Origin of the sequence: Aminobacterium sp. UBA4987, from assembly GCF_002396985.1 — a bacterium.
Lineage (GTDB): Bacteria > Synergistota > Synergistia > Synergistales > Aminobacteriaceae > Aminobacterium > Aminobacterium colombiense.
In genome coordinates this window covers 1-16,808 of sequence record NZ_DGZF01000009.1, presented here as the reverse complement: position 1 = coordinate 16,808, position 16,808 = coordinate 1, and the positions used below count along the sequence as shown (strand labels likewise).

The window sequence follows — 16,808 nt, the reverse complement described above, 5'->3', positions numbered from 1 at the left end:
CTATCTACCTTCAAGAAAACGAAGAGCCACTGCTGCCATTAGCGCTGATCCCACTGGCAAGCAGGCTTCATCTACATCGAAAAAAGGGCTGTGCAGGGGATGAACCAATCCCTTTTCTGTGTTGCCCGTACCTAAAAGAAAATATGATCCCGGCGCTTTTTGAAGAAAATAGGCAAAATCATCAACTCCCATGTTAGGCTCTTTCATCACGTGGACCCTGTCGTCCCCCAACAATTCTCGCCCACACGCCGCTACCAGGTGTGTCATATCCTCATCATTCACAAGGCTAGGATACCCTTCTGTAAAAGAGATCTCTCCTATAGCACCCAGAGCATCAGGAATATTCTGGGCGACACGGCGCAGGAGCGCTCTAACAAAGAGCCGGGTATCGGGATCCATTGTTCGGATAATACCCCTCATCTCAGCTCTGTCCGCAATAATATTTCCTGCCGTTCCGGCGTGAAAAGAACCTACAGTAACCACCACAGGGTCAAAAGGAGAAGTACGCCGACTCACTATGTGCTGAAGGGCGCCTACCATCTCTGATCCTACAGCCACCGCATCAATCCCCCTGTGGGGCTCAGCTCCATGACTCCCTGAACCATGGATAACTATATGGAACATATCAGAAGCGGCCCTGAACTTACCGTAGCCAATGCCAATGGTTCCAGCTTCCAACCCAGGATCACAATGAAGACTAAAGACCGCATCCACCTTTGGGGCCTCCATTATTTTCTCTTCTATCATGGGGAGAGCTCCGCCATTTGTTTCTTCGGCAGGCTGAAAAAAGAACTTCACAGTTCCACTGAATTTTTCTCTCATGGCCGCAAGAAGGGATGCTGTTCCAAGAAGAGAGGCAGTATGAACATCATGTCCACACGCATGCATTCGTCCTTCTACTTTTGAAGCATAGACAGCCTTTGTGGCCTCATAAACCGGCAAAGCATCCATATCCGCCCGAAAGGCTACGGTTTTGCCTCCATTACCCCCTTGAAGCACGCCAACGACACCCGTTCCCGCCACTCGGAAGTGGCGGATATCAAGGTCATCGAGTTCCTTCTCGACAAGCCTTGCCGTATTTTCACAATTAAAGTCCAGCTCCGGATTTTCGTGGATCCTACGACGTAACGCAATAAGATATTCTTTCTTTTCCAGCGCTAAAGAATTCAGTTCTTTAAAGCTCATGGCCAGCCTCCCACCCGTTCCAAGAACATTAATTATCTTTTTTACGGTATCATATCAAATTTTTGCGGTAAAAAAGACTACAATAGGGATCATATACCCTTGACGGGTACCCAAAGTCCCGTATAATCAAGATCATAAAAACGGAGGTGCATATTCTGTGAAAATGCGAAATGTTATTATCATTACAATACTCCTTCTAGCAATTGGAGGAACATTTTACATACGGGAAAACGGAAGACAACAAAAGGAGCACAATGTGATCATAGCAGAAGCGCCTACAGCCCTGCCAGTCATTATAGATCTTAGTGCGGCAGGCTGACCAGCGTGTGTTCAGATGTCCAAAGTTTTGGACGATTTTTCTGCTCAATATGGTGATCAGGTTCGCGTGGAAAGGGTAGATGTAATGCAAAATTCAGAGTTAGCTCAAAAATATGAGGTCAGATATGTTCCTACCCTGGTTTTTGAAGATGGGAATGGTAACATCTTAGGGAAAGAAGTAGGCTACCTGTCTTTGGAAGAGATTATTATAAAATTGGAAGAGTATGGAATAACTCTGACATCAAAGTAGGCGAGGAGGCCAACATGCAGCAAATATTTGAGTCAATTTACAGCAGCCTCCATGCTTCTAGCGGATTGGCCTTGACAGCAGCTTTTGTATGGGGCGTTTTCAGCATACTCTTAAGTCCTTGCAACTTGGTGACCATTCCCCTTGTGGTGGGGTATATCGAAAGCACCCGAACTGAAAAAAGTGCTAGTGCTTTTACAATCTCCCTGGCCTTTTCCAGTGGAATATTCGTTAATCTTGCCCTTGTTGGCATGGTGCTTACCTCCACGGGAATTTTAATGACAGATATTGGCAAATATACAAACTACATTGTGGCCTGTGTCTTCTTTCTCATCGGCCTCCACCTTCTCAAAGTCATTCAAATTCCCTGGTTTGGACAAAAAGAGATTAAGGCGGGCAAAAACAGAGGACTTTCAGGAGCTCTTATTCTTGGAATTGTCTCTGGCCTGGCCCTCGGCCCTTGTAGTTTTGCCTATGTAGCCCCTCTGCTGGCCTTAACCATAAAAACTGCCGCTGTCAATTTAGTTTTCGCTCTCTCACTAGTGGTGTTTTATGCTCTGGGACACTGCTCTGTCATCGTTATTGCCGGAACATCAGCAGATTTCGTTTCTAAATTTCTTCAATGGGATGAACACTCAAAAGGGCTCACTATCGTTAATAACATTTGCGGCGTTCTCATTCTCCTGGCTGGTCTTTATTTTATATACACAGTTCCCCAATAAAACCAAGAGGGACGCTCATTTTACTCTGCGCCCCTCTTCACTTTCTGGCATTTCGACCATTCCGTCGAAAACCTTTCCCTACCGGGAATATATCAGGAATTTCTTCCTGAGGTCGACTTCTATTCAGTTGTTCGTACGTAGAAGGTTCCATTACACTTATTTTCCCATCCCCTCCTTCGCCGATCCTTTAAGCATCTTTATTCTATTCCCCTTTGTGGCAACGCGCAAAAGCTCCACGGCTTCTCCTGGAGCTCTAAGGGGCAAGAAATAGCCTATAGACTAGGCAAAGATCGCAAAAACTGTAATTATCGCATATTTTTGAATTATTACACTTGCGCTACACGCTGTGGGGGCAAAATAAAAGGGGTGCTGATCACTGCACCCCTTTACTTCTCTGCTCTTCCTTATTACTCAAATTACTTCTTGTAAACGTCACGTGGATTCCATTTTTGCCAGACCTTTGCCACGAGCTCTATACCTGGTTCAAGAACTTTGCCGCCAGGCTGCCAGCCAGACGGGGTAACTTGGGATCCACCAGTCTCTCTTACAAGTTGAAAGGCTTTTATTTGCCTAATCATTTCGTCTACATTGCGCCCCACGGGTGGAGTAAGAACCTCCATGGCCTGTATAACGCCGTCCGGATCAATAATGAAACGGCCCCGCACATCTACCCCGGCTACGGAATCATATACTCCGTAGGCGCTCCCTATGTTTCCGCCACCATCTGAAGCCATATGGAAGGGAACTCCGCCTTCCGCCATTTTCGAAAGCTCTGTGTCATTCCATACTTTATGAACAAACTGGCTGTCCACACTTACGGAAATAACTTCTACGCCAAGGCCATTAATTTCTTCATATCTGTCAGCAACTGCTGACACTTCAGTAGCTCAGACGAAAGTAAAATCTCCTGGATAGAAACATAGCAAAACCCATTTGCCTGCGAAATCAGACAATGTAACGGTCGTAAAAGTTCCTTTATAATAGGCTGGAGCTGTGAAGTCAGGAGCTTTTCTTCCTACCATAATGGTCATTTTACCCTCCTCCTTCTGTGAGGATTTTGCTTCAACTTGTTCTTTCTGAGATTCCTGTTTCTCGATTTTTGCTATAGGTACAGTGCAGCCGCTCTTTTTTTCTGTCATTTACTCCCCTCCTCTCAAAAATCTCTTTAATAATATCACAATAATCAAAGGCTATTTAGAAGAATTCTTTTTATAACAAAAAGATATGATCTATCTGCAATTCTCTGCCACTTCTCTTACCGACAGCGTTCATTTCTGGCATTTCCCATTTTTCAAATACGAGAATCCTATGGAGATAAAATCGAGGTCTCCATGGTAAATCCACGAAACATCTTAATCATTTATTGACAATATCCGTTATAATATTAGGTGCAATGTCCCGATATGGATATTGGAAGGAGAGAAAATCTACGAAGGAATTCCTTCATGGGAAGAGCTCAAGGCATTAATAGATTCCAGACTCAGTTGACAATTATTCCAGCATAAAGCCTGCGAAGCGATTTTCATATTCCCACTTTTGTTTCTCATTTATAAACTTTAAACAACAAAATAAAAGACAGTCAAAGAGAGATATTGTCTAAATGGCAACATTTGCTTCTTACGGTTGCTGTTTTTAGAAATTTGGCGTAAAATATTTGTTTGTTTCTGATTATTTTCAGAAAACTGTATACTTTAGGGAGTTGTTATAGATGGTTCAAGCTGAAAAAATTCGCAATCTGGCAATTATAGCCCATATTGATCATGGGAAGACCACGCTGATCGATTCTATTTTTAAGGCCGCACAAATCTTTAGAAAAGGGGCCCATATAGAAGAACGCGTTATGGATAGCAATGAACTTGAAAGAGAGCGAGGCATCACCATAAGGGCCAAGCATTGTACTGTCGAATGGAATGGATATTTGATAAACATTATAGACACTCCGGGACACGCTGACTTTTCTGGAGAAGTGGAACGCGTCCTCTCAACAGTTGATTCTGTCCTTCTGCTCGTCGATGCCAACGAAGGGCCCATGCCCCAGACACGATATGTACTCATGAGAGCTCTGGCCATGGGGCTGCGTCCTATTGTCTTTATCAACAAAGTGGACCGCCCTCACGCCAACCCCATGTCTGCGTTAAATCAGACCTTTGACCTCTTTATAGAATTAGGAGCCGCAGAAGAGCAGCTGGATTTCCCTGTTCTTTACGGATCAGGCCTGGATGGATGGGCTGTCAGAGATCTGAATAAATATGCCCATGAAGGAATGAAGCACCTCTTCGAAACTATTGCTGAGTATGTGCCTGCTCCAAAGGTGAACCTACATGCTCCCTTTCTCATGCAGGTAAGTACCCTTGCGTGGAATGAGTACACTGGGCGAATCGGGTGCGGTAAAGTACTTCAGGGAACCCTTCGTAAAGGTGAAAATTTTATCCGTTACTCCACAAAATGGAAAAAGCCCAATCTCAGAGGAGAAGAATGGGAGATTTGCGATGAAGAACAGACCCGCTCTGTAAAAATGTGGGTTACGCGAGGACTAGAGCGTCAGGAAGTGGAAGAAATATCGGCAGGGGATATCGTCTGGATCTCCGGCCCCCAGGAGATCAACATCGGAGACACCTTCTGCTCGCCAGAGCTTGAAGGGAAGACCCTCCCTCCCCTGGCCATAGAGGAACCTACCGTATCTATGTTCTTTTTGGTCAATACCGGACCTTTTTCAGGGCAGGAAGGACAACCTATTACTCTGCGTCAATTAAAAGCCCGCCTTGAAAGAGAAAAACATGTCAATGTCGCTCTTCGGGTAGAGGATATTGGGCGTCCTGACGGAGTAAAGGTGTCAGGACGAGGAGAGCTTCATCTTTCCATTCTCATCGAGGAAATGAGACGGGAAGGTCTCGAATTTTGCGTATCCAAACCGGAAGTCATTACCAGGGAAGAAGATGGACGAACATTTGAGCCCATGGAAGACCTCACTATTGATGTCCCAGAGGAATATCAGGGAGTAGTATTCGAAAAACTCTCCCGAAGAAAAGCTCGACTCGTCTCTATGGATAATACCCAAACAGGTCTCGTACGGCTCTCTTTTCAGATTCCTACTCGGGGACTTATTGGGTATCGGGGAGAATTTCTTACAGACACGAGAGGCCTTGGCATTATGAATACCGTATTTGCCGGATATGGCCCATGGGTCGGCACCATATCCCCACGCAATCGAGGAAGCCTCGTCAGCCTTGATACTGGAGAAGCGACAAGTTACCAGCTTGAGAACCTCCAGGAACGGGGAACCCTTTTCATAGAACCGGGAGAGCTTGTTTATGAGGGAATGATCGTGGGAGAAAATTCGCGCCCCGGAGATATGCCCTGCAACCCAACTAAAAAGAAGCAGGCTACGAACCACCGCTCAGCGACAAAAGACTTGACAACCAAGCTGGATGTCCCTCGTAAAATGTCCCTTGAGAAAGCAATGGAGTGGATTGCAGAAGAAGAGCTAGTGGAAGTAACACCCCAATCTGTAAGAATGAGAAAAGCTGTTCTTGATTATCAGGAACGAAGAAAATCCACAAAAAAAGCAAGCTAAAAATACAAAAGGAAACCCCCTTCAGAAATAAAGATCTGAGGGGGGCTTTTTACTCGATCCTTCAATGCACCTTATTTTCTGCGCCATGGTGAAGAGCCGCCCTTAAAGGAGTCTAGCCACGCTAAGTTCCTTTGTTTTCTTCCTGCCGCCGTCTTCTTTCTACTTTACTCTGGTACATCCTATCGTCAGCAATCTTCAAAGCTTCATGAAGAGAAGACGCGTCTTCCGGAACAGTGGCCACTCCAAAATCAGCTGAAATATTATGGAGCACTCCTTCCACACGAAGAGCTTCAAGACTGCTTTGCAACCGCTTAACAAGATGAAAAGCCTGCTTCTGAACAGTCCCCGGCAGTATCAAAAGGAATTCATCGCCGCCAAATCGGCCAGCTATGTCACCAGCCCTCACACACTCACTTAAAAGAGAGGCAAATGACTTCAACACCTTGTCTCCGACAAGGTGTCCATAGGTATCGTTAATCAGTTTAAAATTAGCCATATCTATCATAACCATACTGGCAGGATCCCCGAAACGTTCGTGGCGAGATTGCTCTTCCGCTATACGCATGGAAAGGAACCGCCTGTTCCAGAGCTGGGTCAAATCATCGATAAGGGCTTTCCTTTTTGTTTCTTCCATGGCCGTCTGTACTGCCACAAGGGCAGCAAGATGCTTTGAGAGGATCATGAAGAAACCTTCGTCACTTTTAACAAAGGGACTATTTTTTTCCATAGAAATGACGGCGAAAACCTCCCCGCCGAAAAGAATCGGAATATCCAGCTGGGAAGTGGTGCTCTTTGAAGAAAGATTTACATAATAGGAAGAAGCCGCCAGGTTGGGCGTATTAATGATCTCCCCCCTTTCAGCGCACCTGATCACAAGCCCGCCGCCATTCTCGTAAAGTTTCTGCGAGTACTCGTCCAGATCTGCCATACTTACAAAGTTGGAAGCCAGGGCTCTGAGGAAAAAAGATGCGTCTGCTTTCTTCTCCACTCTAAAAATGGATACTTTTTCATAATTGAAAACTGATGTCAACATCTGCACTATATGGGGTGCCACCTGTTCAAAATCGGACCTCTCTACTGAAAAAGATTGTACGATGTCGAGAAGGGTCCTGAGGCGGTTCACTTCCACGTTAAGACGGGCGAAGGATTCTTTGTTTTCAAGCTCAAGTGCCATATGTGCCGCTATAACTCCCAAAAACTCCTGATCCTGATTGGTTATGCCGCCTATCACATCATCATCTACTGCTATGGCTCCCCACAAGCCGTTACTTGAAATAACAGGAACTATCAACTGGCAACGCACATCACTGTCAAGATTCAAATAGAGAGGATCCTTTGAAACATCTGTCGCAAGATAAGGCTCCCCTGTTTCGAGAACATGAAGCAATATACCCTTTTCTAGTCCTTTCAAATCCTTTAATTCCTCGGGAAGTTTTCCCACCCATGTCTGCAGCGTTATTTCCTTCGAAAAACTCTCTCTAGAAAAAACGTATACATTTTTATACCCAAGCCTCTGGGAAAGCTGCCAGGATACAAGGGGGAAAAGCTCTTCCGCAGAACGACAAAGGGACATCCCCTGCACAATATCAAAAAGGTCTCTAAACTTTTTAAGCAAAACCTCCAGGTTGGCTTTCTGTTCCCGCGACACGTCAAGAGCATTGGAAAGGGCTTTCTGTGTAGAACTGAAAGCCTCATTGGTCCGTTTCAGCTCTGCGACATTGGCTTCCAATTTCTGTTCCACCTGCAAATGGGTTAAAATCTCACCTAAAATTACTGCAAAAAACTGAAGACCACGAAGATCTGTGGATGAAAATCGGGCCAGTTTCCTCGATTCAACAACAATCACTCCGCTTTTCTGATCTCTCCAGACGATAGGAACCACCAAACCGGATCGGGCGCCAGGCGTCCCTTCTACGTAAGGAGGGTGAGATCGAATATCATCTACGATCAGAGGCTTTCCTGAAACAAAAACCCTCGAATAGACATGGTTCTCGAATGGAATTGTTCCGTCAGGATTCACTCCTTCTCCTGTATATTCATCGTGAGCGCTTAATATCTGAAAAAGATTTCTTTTTTTGTCATAAAGGGCAACGGCAGGAGCGCTATCCGGCATGAGGCGCTTAATAAGATCCAATGCCGGAACACACACCTTTTCTATTGTTGAGGCAGAGCCAGCCTGCTTAATGTAGTCAAGGAAGACCGCCATTTCTTTTGCGGATTGGCGCCGAAGGAATTCCGAAAGACAGTACACAGCAAAGATCATGACATATAATGGAAGAGCTATCTTCAGGGGGAAATGGAAAAAAATAATATGGGCAGGGACTAAAACAGAAGCAAATAAAAGCATAATTCCGTTCGCTCTTTTTGTCCCATATATGGAAAAAACGAGAAGAAACACAAGGAGGGTCGCTGGGAAAAGATAGATTCCGCAGCCTAGTTCCTTACCAAAGAAAAATCCAGCGGCTGAAACAAGGAGGAAAAGAATACTGCCTAACCAATCTTTCAAGAGACTACCCCCAAGGTAGTATTTTTATTTATCATTGTAACATTAAATGAAAAAGGTAGTTAGAGAATATGATTTTTGTTTACATTTTAAAAGGAGGAATGCAACATGACAACTCTTTCTGTTTTCGGCGCCGGAAGCTGGGGAACCGCCCTGGCCCATGTTCTGGCCAGCAATGGGCATCAGGTCTGCCTCTGGTGCCGTCGGCAAGAACAAGCTGAATTCATCAACTCAAAAAGAATGAACCCTGATTATTTAAAAGACATACCCCTGGCCGCTGGTATTTATGCAACGTGGCAATTAGATGAAGCTGCGACATATTCTAAAAATTGGGTTGTTGCCGTACCTACCCAGGCAATTCGCACTCTTTTCACCTCTTTGAAAGAATTTACCCCCCCTATATCCCTTTGCAATGTAGCTAAAGGGATTGAAATTGAAACATTGAAGTGTATCAGCCAAATTTCAAAGGATTTTTTCCCAGATACATTCTACGCCGTCCTTTCAGGTCCAAGCCACGCAGAAGAAGTTGTCAGAGGCTTCCCCACTGCGACGATTGTGGCTTCATCTTCTTTTGAAACCTGCCAATACTGGCAGAGGCTCTTTAATTCGCCGCGGTTCAGGGTCTACACTGGCAACGATGTAGCCGGTGTAGAAATAGGAGGAGCCGTAAAAAACATTATAGCCATTGCTTCTGGAATTGCTAAAGCAATGAACCTCGGGGATAATGCTACAGCGGCCCTTGTAAGCCGGGGGCTTGCTGAAATCATGAGACTTGGAGCAAAAATGGGAGCCCACCCCCTCACCCTGGCAGGCCTTGCTGGCGTTGGGGATCTGGTTGTTACCTGCTATAGTTTTCACTCCAGAAACTTCAGGCTGGGGAAACTGCTTGGAGAAGGCAAGAACCTGGAAGAAGCCAAAAAGATACTTGGACAGGTTGCCGAAGGTGCTTTTACTGTTCGGGCCATAGTGCATCTGGCTCGTGAGTACGACGTTGAACTCCCTATAGCCGACTCTGTGTATCGACTATTATACGAGGGTACTTCTCCGAAGGAGGAACTTGAGAATCTTCTCACCCGAGACCCCAAGCCAGAATATCCACCTGCTATTTTCTGGTCATAAGGGCCTTCGAGTTGCCTCCGTTATTAAAGTATTATATAATCCGCTCTGTGAAGCTAATATCAATTAACAGAGGGGGTATACATAATGGCAAAAGCAGTCGTTGATAAAGATGCATGCGTTGGATGCGAAACCTGTGTAGGTGCTTGCCCTGTGGAAGCTATATCTATGGTAGATGGCAAAGCAGAAGTTGATGCCGATACCTGCATTGAGTGCGGAAGCTGCGTTTCAGTCTGCCCGGTAAACGCCATTTCCCAGTAAAACTGGAACCTGTCTATTACACATAGAATTGCAGGATATAGGAGAATCCATGAATGGATTCTCCTTTTTTACTCCCTTATTGAACGATCATAGCGATAAAAACAAGGGGATCTTTACCTGTATTGCTCAAGCCGTGTCTCTCTCCACGGAAGGTCAGGGTCACGTCCCCAGCGCAAACTTTATGCAATGTCCCGTCATTTTCTTCGTAAAGTCCTTCCCCTGACAAAATAACGAAGCACTCCTCGTCATTTTCATGCAGATGGGCTCCAATGGAAGCCCCCGGTTCAAGGGTCATGGTTCCAATCATAGAAAAGGAGCTTCCAGAAAAACCTTCTCCCTTTGGGATAGCATACAAACAATGGAGAGAACCAGTGCCTCCGGAAGGGTTATCTTTCTTCAGCTTCTGTTGCCGATCTTTGCAAATGATCACTTTTATTCCTCCTTTTTATGACTCTTTCTGTGTGTGAGAAACAAGAAGAACGAGCTGTTCCTTATGGGGAATGAAATAACTAATAGTCATTGAACAATTAAAAAAATCATTGTAAAAGCTTAAAGTTTGGGGTTCTTCCTTCGCTATGACATCATTCAATTTCTCTTTGAAAACATCCTCGGCTCCAGGAAAGACCTCAAGAAAAGAACGGCCCAGCACTTCATCGTATCCATGCTTTTTTAAAAAACGTTTAGCCTGTTCATTTAACTCCACAAAGCGCACGTCAGATGGGGTTCCAAACTCGTCGTATATGATGTCAAAGGCCATAAAAGGCTCACTGATCTGCCAAAAAAGAAGGCGATACTTTTCTCTATCCTGACGAAGCATTTCGTAGGCCGCATCTCTATCCTTAAGGCTGGAGAGCATCTCTGAAAAAAGGTTGAAAAGGCCTATTTCCTCATTAGTCCAATTGAAAGAACTTTTAATTTTTTCAAAAGCTATAAAACCATCCACCTCTCCCCTAAAACGGTAAGGGATCACTAGAAAGGAGCCTATTTTATGCTGGCTCATAAAGTTTTGTATGGCCATGGTTTCTTCTGCTAGTCCAGCATTTTCATCAAATTCTATATTAAAAGCGTCTCCGGTTTCAAGATTTGCACAGAACCAGGGATCCTCCTGAAGGGGCAGAGCTTCCCGTTCACCTTCATACAAAGCTTTTAAAGAGGAAACATTGTGGCGGCACCATTCTGATGAGTAACGCATGGCTCCTTTCCTCACAACCACGTGGCTCACGCGGTCAGCTGTGATGTATGACGCCATTTTAGGAAGAGCACCCCTCAAAGCACTCTCTAGCGAGGGGTAATTCAAAATATCCGCCGAAATTTCAGAAACCATCTGTTCTATTTTCAGTTTTCGTTTTAAAAGCATCTCTTCCCTTTTTCTCTCAGAAATATCGGTATAGAGAAAGCAGATAGCAGCAATGCCGCCAGGCATTTCCAAAGGGGAGCTATTTAAAAAAACATCGATTATTCGGCCGTCTTTTCGACGACGCTGGGTTTCTATAAAAACCCTTTTTCCATCAAGGGCCATTCGACATATGGAAAGAAACTGGGCGTGATATTTAGGCGGTATAACGAGATCCCCAAGAAATTGTCCCATAACTTCATCTTTAGAGGCAAACCCAAACATTTTTACAAAAGCGTTGTTTACCTCAAGGGTTTTCAGCGAGGGATCCGAAATGACTATTCCGGCAGGGGAACTTTGAAAAATTTTCTCAAATTTTTCCTTCTGAAGTTCCAATTCTCTAAGATTTTGACAAATGATGGAAATATCAAGGGCCACTACATTGACAGTCGAGTAAACTGTTGAATCGAAAGGTGTTGACCATCTTACAAGAATTTGGGATTCGGTAGACCTACCGGTGAGGTTAAGCAAAATCTTTTTTTGAAAAAAATTTTTCTCTTCAAAGAGAGCCTCATACTGGGTCGCAAAAAAATGGGCATTTTTGCTGGAAAAAGAGTCTTGAAAAAGAACCTGAAGAGCTTCCGGGGACGAAACGCAAAAGAAGTCAAGGGTGCTCCTATCTGCCTCTAAAATACGTGTAAGGGCTGTGCATGCATGGAGAAGGCGGTGGTTTTCAAGTAAAAAGGCCTGTACATTCTTTTCTGCCTTCAAAGGGATGTTTTCTTCTAAAAACTTCTTTTGTGCGGAAAAATCCTGTGTCCATTGTGCTATAGGTATGATATCACCAGTATTCTTCTTAAGAGTACTTTTGCGAGGGACAGGCAGGGGGTTTTTATTCTCAGGATGCAATGTGCTCAAAAGCGAGCGTAATTTTTCGCCATCGAAAGGGGGGAAGATAAAAATGCTGCTTTTGATCTCCCGTGCCAAAAGATAGGCCTCATCACTAAAGAGATCTACGATGAAAACAACTCTTCCGAAGGAAAAATCCTCAGGACCTTTGAGCAGGGCTAATTTTTTCTGGTCTGTAACAAGGGAGAGCTTTACGAACGTTACAAAGGGAGGCTTTCGCTTTATCACTATCGAAGCATCTTCGAGATCAGAAACAGCGATCATAGAATAATCCCGCTCTAAAAGAACGCGCTCCAGAGCTGGATCTTTTTCCAAACCTTCCCCAACAAGAAGCATCAATTCTTTTTGCGAAAGTTTCTGCTCTAACTCAATCATAAAGCACCTCTGCTTATCTTATATTATCGAGTTTCAAGCCTTTTGTTCCTGAAATACAAACAGGTATCAATTCCCACCATCATAGCATTCATACCGTATAAAATAATAATCCAGTTGAACCCATCATAGTCTAGGATAACATGAAGAATCCCTGCAGCATACCCTATTAAAATGATAATTAAAAAAGACAGACTTTTACCGCCAGTACTTCTTGATTTCCATGACTTATAAATAGATGCCGGCCATGCAAGTCCAAAACAAATCACCATAAGAGCTTCGAAAAGTTTACCAATAACCACTTATATTCCCTCCTTGGCATAAATGCTCAAAAAAGACGCGCCTCGAGGCGCGTCTTTAAGCGTTGTTTATATAGATATCAATCAAGAAAATCTCTTAATTTTTTACTACGGCTAGGGTGTCGCAGTTTTCGCAAGGCTTTTGCTTCTATTTGGCGAATCCGTTCCCGTGTAACGCCGAAACGCTTGCCCACCTCTTCAAGGGTATAGGAACGGCCATCTTCCAAGCCAAAGCGATACTGAAGAACTTCCCGTTCCCTCTCTGAAAGGGCTTCAAGCATTTCGTCTATCTGCTCATGCAGCAAATGGCTTGCTGCCGCTTCTTCCGGGCTGGGCAAATCCCTGTCTTCAATAAAATCTCCAAGCTGGCTGTCTTCCTCTTCACCAATTGGAGTTTCAAGTGACACCGGCAACTGGGCGATACGCCTGATCTCCTCTACTTTAGACGGTTCTATTTCCATTTCTGCCGCAATTTCTTCATCTGAAGGTTCTCGACCAAGTTTTTGAACAAGCTGCCTTGACACCCTCACCATTTTATTAATCGTTTCCACCATGTGGACAGGTACTCGGATCGTTCTGGCCTGGTCTGCAATTGCTCTGGTTATTGCCTGGCGTATCCACCATGTTGCATAGGTGCTGAATTTAAAGCCCTTTCTATAATCAAATTTCTCAACAGCCCTGATAAGACCTAAATTTCCTTCCTGAATCAAATCAAGGAACAGCATTCCCCGTCCTATATATTTTTTGGCAATACTTACCACCAGGCGAAGATTGGCATCTATTATTTGTTGCTTTGCCTCTTCTTCCCCTGCCTCCACTCGCTTTGCAAGCTCCACTTCCTGTGCCGGCTCAAGAAGGGGCACCTTCCCGATCTCTCTCAAGTACATACGGACAGGATCTGTCAAAGGGATATCATCCAGCTTCCCGATTTCTCCATCGGCAGGCTGAGCAAGAGCTTCTTCCTCCGCAATGTGCTGAGCTCTTTCCTTGCCCTCTTCTTCGGTCACTTCAATTCCCATTTCCATAAGGTTTGAAACAACGTCTTCAAGAACATCTGCACTCCAGAACTCAACAGGAATAAATTTCTCAATATCTTTCTGAGTCACAAATCCCTTGGTCTGGCCCTCCTGGATGAGATCACGAACTTTCCCCATGTAGGTGGCAAGCTCTTCTCTTGTAGCGTCTCTTTTGGTCTGCTTATTTTTGCTCTCCATAAAGAGAATTATCCTCCTCTGGTTTTATCACATAGCGATATTATACATACTCTTCCCCAAGCAATAAAGCGCAAAAAAAGAACAGGCCAACACTTATACACTGTTGCCTGATCTCTTTCTAAAGGAATTTTTGAAAATTAAAATACATGTATATTATATCATATCTGCCCAAAAAATTTGGATTGGTGTATAATAAAGAGCACTAAAATCAATGTTAATTTAACCTAATTAACATCCTCTTCTAAAAATCATATCGTAATTCTCACCAAATCTGCTCTTATATACCTCCTATGTCCCCAAATAAGAGAGGAGATGAATAGTGATGAGTTTCAGAAAGTGGTCAAAATGGGTACTTTTCTCCATTTTTATCCTTGTGGTTGCTTCTTTTCCCGCCCAGAGTTGCACAGATATTGTTGTGGGCAAAAATGCTTCCGCAGACGGCTCCGTTATGACCTGTCATACAGCTGACGGTGCTTTTTACGATGCAAGGGTTCGCACAATTCCTGGCAAAAAACACCCAGCGGGAACTAAAGCTGACGTGTTTTGGAACATTATTATGGAAGAAGACTACGAGCCCAAAAAAATCGGTGAAATACCACAAGTTGAAGAAACTTATACATACTTCCACGTAGGGTACCCCTTTATGAATGAACATGGAGTCGCCATTGGAGAGACAACCATTGGACAAAAGGATGAATTAAAGACATTCCGCCCCGATGCTAAAGCTATTATGACTATTGAACAGCTTGAAGTTTTCGCCCTGCAAAGGGCAAAAACAGCTCGAGAGGCAATTAAGGTCATCGGCGAATTAGGGGAAAAATATGGTTTCCTTCCTGCGGAAGTGAGGGAGAATGCCTTACAATTACAGATTCTGAAGAGGCATGGATCTTTGAGATTCGAAGCTCGGGAATGATGTGGACACCAGAGAGCGGGAAGCCCGGGGCAGTATGGGTTGCTCAAAGAGTTCCCGATGATTGTGTCGTTGTCGTTCCCAACATGAGCCGCATCCGAGAAGTGGACATCAATGATACGGCGAACTTTATGGCCTCTAAGGATTACATGCAGCCAGCCATTGATCTCGGATGGTACGATCCAGCGAGCGGAAAACCCTTTATCTGGCAGCTGGCCTACTCTCCCCTCACCGGAAACGATGATTGGTCCCTTTCCTCCATGTGGATCCGCAACCGTCTCTACACCATATACAGTCAACTCGACCCGACCCGGGAATGGGATCCCTACGCAGAAACCATGTCATATCCCTTCGCCATAAAACCCCAGAAAAAATTATCTGTTCAAGATGTAATGACATTTTTACGAAGTCATATGGAAGGAACACCCTTTGACATGTCAGCCGAAGCAGTCTGGTTGGTACCGGAAGGCGATAAGATGGTCAAAAGCCCCCTTGCCACTCCCTTTGTTACTAAAAACCTTCGCACTCTCCTGAAGATTCCATACAATCGCCCTGTAGCAAAATGGGACTGTGCCTACAGTTTTGTTTCTCAGGCTCGTTCCGGTTATCCGGCTCCTGTTCGAACTGTGCTCTGGTTTGGATACGACAACCCTCATACTACCTGTTATGTCCCAATCTATTCGGGGGTTTTAGAAACCCTTGGGAGCTGGCGTGTTTTTGACCGTAATGCTTTTAGTCTCGGTTCTGCCCAATGGGCTTTTATATTAGCCGATGATCTCGTTAACCATCGTTATCAGGAAGCCATACAAGATCTGGTGAAGGTCAGAACGCCTCTTGAAGAAGCTTTTTTCAAGGAGCTGGCTGATATTGATGAGAAAGCCCTTGACCTCGCTAAAAATGACCCTGCTGCAGCTCAAAAGTATGTAACAGAGTATACGCAAAGCTGTATGAAAAAAGCAGAGAAAGCATGGTGGGACCTCAACTGGCAGTTAATATCCGCATATAATAACAACAAGAAAAAATAACCAGAGGAGGGAGAATTTCATGAAAATACCCCCTAAAAGAGTCCTATATATGACGATACTATGTCTTGTCGCTATGTTTTTTGCTATTGCTGGGGCTTTAATAGCAGCGGAAATGCCCACCGTTGAACCTCCTGTTATTGTAACAACCTGTGGACAGAGTCCGGGCGCCGTCATGGTAAAAATGTCTCTTATGCAATCTCAAATAACCCCTGTGGAAAGCAACAATACTATGACCACTAGCGATCTCGCCGGGAAAGGGTATAAGACCCTCATCGTCACCACTGGAACAAGCGGCAAGGGAATGGGAGCGGCGGGGACAAATGTTGAAAAAGAAATAGCCCGCTGCAAAGAACTCATAGAAGCCGCCAAAGCTGAGGGCATGGTTGTCATTACAGCCCACGTGGAAGGAATGGCCCGGCGGACAGACAGCGCTGACCAGGCTTCCATAGATGAAATAATGCCCCTCGGCGACGCCATGCTCATCGTAGCCGGCAGCAACCCGGACGGTTACTTCACGAAGCTCGCGCAGGACAATGACAAGCCCCTTATTGAAGCAAAGGACGCTCTTTCCATTGGATCAAGCCTGAAAGAATTGAACAAGTAACAGTCAGACGGCCCCCGGTTGTGTGAAATCGGGGGCCGTCTTATCTAGACAAGAGAACGAGAAAGGAAATGACCTCATGTTTATACATGCAGAAGTGATTTTACTTGTAATTGCCGTGGCCTTCTTTCTCCCGAAGGCCATGAAGCTGAGCACGGAGCTTTCCATGTTCGTTGCCGCTCTTGCGGGAGCGGCTGCCCACTCTGTAATGCTCCGCGT

At 44.8% G+C, this 16,808-nt stretch carries 16 protein-coding genes; 9 read left to right on the top strand and 7 right to left on the bottom strand.

The features are described from left to right. The gene (locus B2U56_RS04105) at positions 1-1,185 is read right to left on the bottom strand and encodes a M20 metallopeptidase family protein (RefSeq protein WP_013048995.1); all 1,185 of its coding nucleotides are present in this window, start codon (positions 1,183-1,185) and stop codon (positions 1-3) included. A gap of 157 nt (positions 1,186-1,342) precedes the next feature. Between B2U56_RS04105 and B2U56_RS04100 the strand changes: the two genes are divergently transcribed. From B2U56_RS04100 to B2U56_RS04090, 3 genes are read left to right on the top strand one after another with little or no spacing between them, the layout of a single operon-like run. Then, entirely contained in the window at positions 1,343-1,504 is a 162-nt protein-coding gene (locus B2U56_RS04100; RefSeq protein WP_169302821.1) for a hypothetical protein, read from the top strand. Between the two features lie 15 nt (positions 1,505-1,519). Further along, positions 1,520-1,753 (top strand): thioredoxin family protein, encoded by a 234-nt coding sequence (locus B2U56_RS04095; RefSeq protein ID WP_041459380.1) that lies wholly within the window; start codon positions 1,520-1,522, stop codon positions 1,751-1,753. A gap of 14 nt (positions 1,754-1,767) precedes the next feature. Then, positions 1,768-2,472 (top strand): cytochrome c biogenesis CcdA family protein, encoded by a 705-nt coding sequence (locus tag B2U56_RS04090; protein WP_013048997.1) that lies wholly within the window; start codon positions 1,768-1,770, stop codon positions 2,470-2,472. A gap of 416 nt (positions 2,473-2,888) precedes the next feature. Here B2U56_RS04090 and prxU read toward each other — a convergent pair whose 3' ends face one another. Continuing rightward, positions 2,889-3,611, bottom strand: a complete 723-nt coding sequence (gene prxU, locus B2U56_RS04085; protein ID WP_013048998.1) for a thioredoxin-dependent peroxiredoxin — start codon at positions 3,609-3,611, stop codon at positions 2,889-2,891. A 569-nt stretch (positions 3,612-4,180) separates the two neighbouring features. Between prxU and typA the strand changes: the two genes are divergently transcribed. Then, positions 4,181-6,046, top strand: a complete 1,866-nt coding sequence (gene typA / locus B2U56_RS04080; RefSeq protein ID WP_013048999.1) for a translational GTPase TypA — start codon at positions 4,181-4,183, stop codon at positions 6,044-6,046. 121 nt (positions 6,047-6,167) lie between these two features. Here the strand turns inward: typA and B2U56_RS04075 are convergent, their stop codons facing one another. Then, a complete protein-coding gene (locus B2U56_RS04075) occupies positions 6,168-8,552 on the bottom strand; it encodes a diguanylate cyclase (RefSeq protein ID WP_286952514.1) in 2,385 nt (794 codons plus the stop codon). A gap of 105 nt (positions 8,553-8,657) precedes the next feature. Between B2U56_RS04075 and B2U56_RS04070 the strand changes: the two genes are divergently transcribed. Then, positions 8,658-9,668, top strand: coding sequence for an NAD(P)H-dependent glycerol-3-phosphate dehydrogenase (locus B2U56_RS04070; protein WP_286952512.1), 1,011 nt, complete (start codon positions 8,658-8,660; stop codon positions 9,666-9,668). A gap of 84 nt (positions 9,669-9,752) precedes the next feature. Continuing rightward, a complete protein-coding gene (locus B2U56_RS04065; protein ID WP_013049002.1) occupies positions 9,753-9,926 on the top strand; it encodes a DUF362 domain-containing protein in 174 nt (57 codons plus the stop codon). A gap of 76 nt (positions 9,927-10,002) precedes the next feature. Here B2U56_RS04065 and B2U56_RS04060 read toward each other — a convergent pair whose 3' ends face one another. The 4 genes from B2U56_RS04060 to rpoD form a co-directional block, all read right to left on the bottom strand. Then, the gene (locus B2U56_RS04060; RefSeq protein ID WP_286952510.1) at positions 10,003-10,356 is read right to left on the bottom strand and encodes a cupin domain-containing protein; all 354 of its coding nucleotides are present in this window, start codon (positions 10,354-10,356) and stop codon (positions 10,003-10,005) included. A 15-nt stretch (positions 10,357-10,371) separates the two neighbouring features. Further along, a complete protein-coding gene (locus B2U56_RS04055; RefSeq protein ID WP_286952508.1) occupies positions 10,372-12,543 on the bottom strand; it encodes a PAS domain S-box protein in 2,172 nt (723 codons plus the stop codon). 23 nt (positions 12,544-12,566) lie between these two features. Continuing rightward, positions 12,567-12,842, bottom strand: coding sequence for a PQ-loop domain-containing transporter (locus B2U56_RS04050; RefSeq protein ID WP_286952506.1), 276 nt, complete (start codon positions 12,840-12,842; stop codon positions 12,567-12,569). A gap of 77 nt (positions 12,843-12,919) precedes the next feature. Continuing rightward, entirely contained in the window at positions 12,920-14,053 is a 1,134-nt protein-coding gene (gene rpoD / locus B2U56_RS04045) for an RNA polymerase sigma factor RpoD (RefSeq protein ID WP_273015006.1), read from the bottom strand. Between the two features lie 322 nt (positions 14,054-14,375). Here rpoD and B2U56_RS09795 point away from each other — a divergent pair, with 322 nt between their 5' ends. Genes B2U56_RS09795 through B2U56_RS04035 form a run of 3 tightly spaced genes read left to right on the top strand, consistent with a single transcriptional unit; the run spans position 14,376 to position 16,592 of the window. Beyond that, positions 14,376-14,966 (top strand): C69 family dipeptidase, encoded by a 591-nt coding sequence (locus tag B2U56_RS09795; protein ID WP_333593315.1) that lies wholly within the window; start codon positions 14,376-14,378, stop codon positions 14,964-14,966. Continuing rightward, positions 14,861-15,988 carry a dipeptidase gene (locus tag B2U56_RS04040; protein WP_349679260.1) on the top strand — a complete coding sequence of 376 codons (1,128 nt, stop codon included), beginning with the start codon at positions 14,861-14,863 and terminating at the stop codon, positions 15,986-15,988. The genes B2U56_RS09795 and B2U56_RS04040 overlap by 106 nt, the downstream gene beginning before the upstream one ends. Positions 15,989-16,007: 19 nt before the next feature. Further along, positions 16,008-16,592 (top strand): DUF6305 family protein, encoded by a 585-nt coding sequence (locus B2U56_RS04035; RefSeq protein WP_286952504.1) that lies wholly within the window; start codon positions 16,008-16,010, stop codon positions 16,590-16,592. Positions 16,593-16,808 lie beyond the last annotated feature (216 nt).

Bases quoted from the DNA above. Each gene is read 5' to 3' on its own strand.
- B2U56_RS04105 (WP_013048995.1), bottom strand. From the start codon at position 1,185: ATGAGCTTTAAAGAACTGAATTCTTTAGCGCTGGAAAAGAAAGAATAT.
- B2U56_RS04095 (WP_041459380.1), top strand. From the start codon at position 1,520: ATGTCCAAAGTTTTGGACGATTTTTCTGCTCAATATGGTGATCAGGTT.
- B2U56_RS04090 (WP_013048997.1), top strand. From the start codon at position 1,768: ATGCAGCAAATATTTGAGTCAATTTACAGCAGCCTCCATGCTTCTAGC.
- typA (WP_013048999.1), top strand. From the start codon at position 4,181: ATGGTTCAAGCTGAAAAAATTCGCAATCTGGCAATTATAGCCCATATT.
- B2U56_RS04070 (WP_286952512.1), top strand. From the start codon at position 8,658: ATGACAACTCTTTCTGTTTTCGGCGCCGGAAGCTGGGGAACCGCCCTG.
- B2U56_RS04065 (WP_013049002.1), top strand. From the start codon at position 9,753: ATGGCAAAAGCAGTCGTTGATAAAGATGCATGCGTTGGATGCGAAACC.
- B2U56_RS04055 (WP_286952508.1), bottom strand. From the start codon at position 12,543: ATGATTGAGTTAGAGCAGAAACTTTCGCAAAAAGAATTGATGCTTCTT.
- rpoD (WP_273015006.1), bottom strand. From the start codon at position 14,053: ATGGAGAGCAAAAATAAGCAGACCAAAAGAGACGCTACAAGAGAAGAG.
- B2U56_RS09795 (WP_333593315.1), top strand. From the start codon at position 14,376: ATGAGTTTCAGAAAGTGGTCAAAATGGGTACTTTTCTCCATTTTTATC.
- B2U56_RS04035 (WP_286952504.1), top strand. From the start codon at position 16,008: ATGAAAATACCCCCTAAAAGAGTCCTATATATGACGATACTATGTCTT.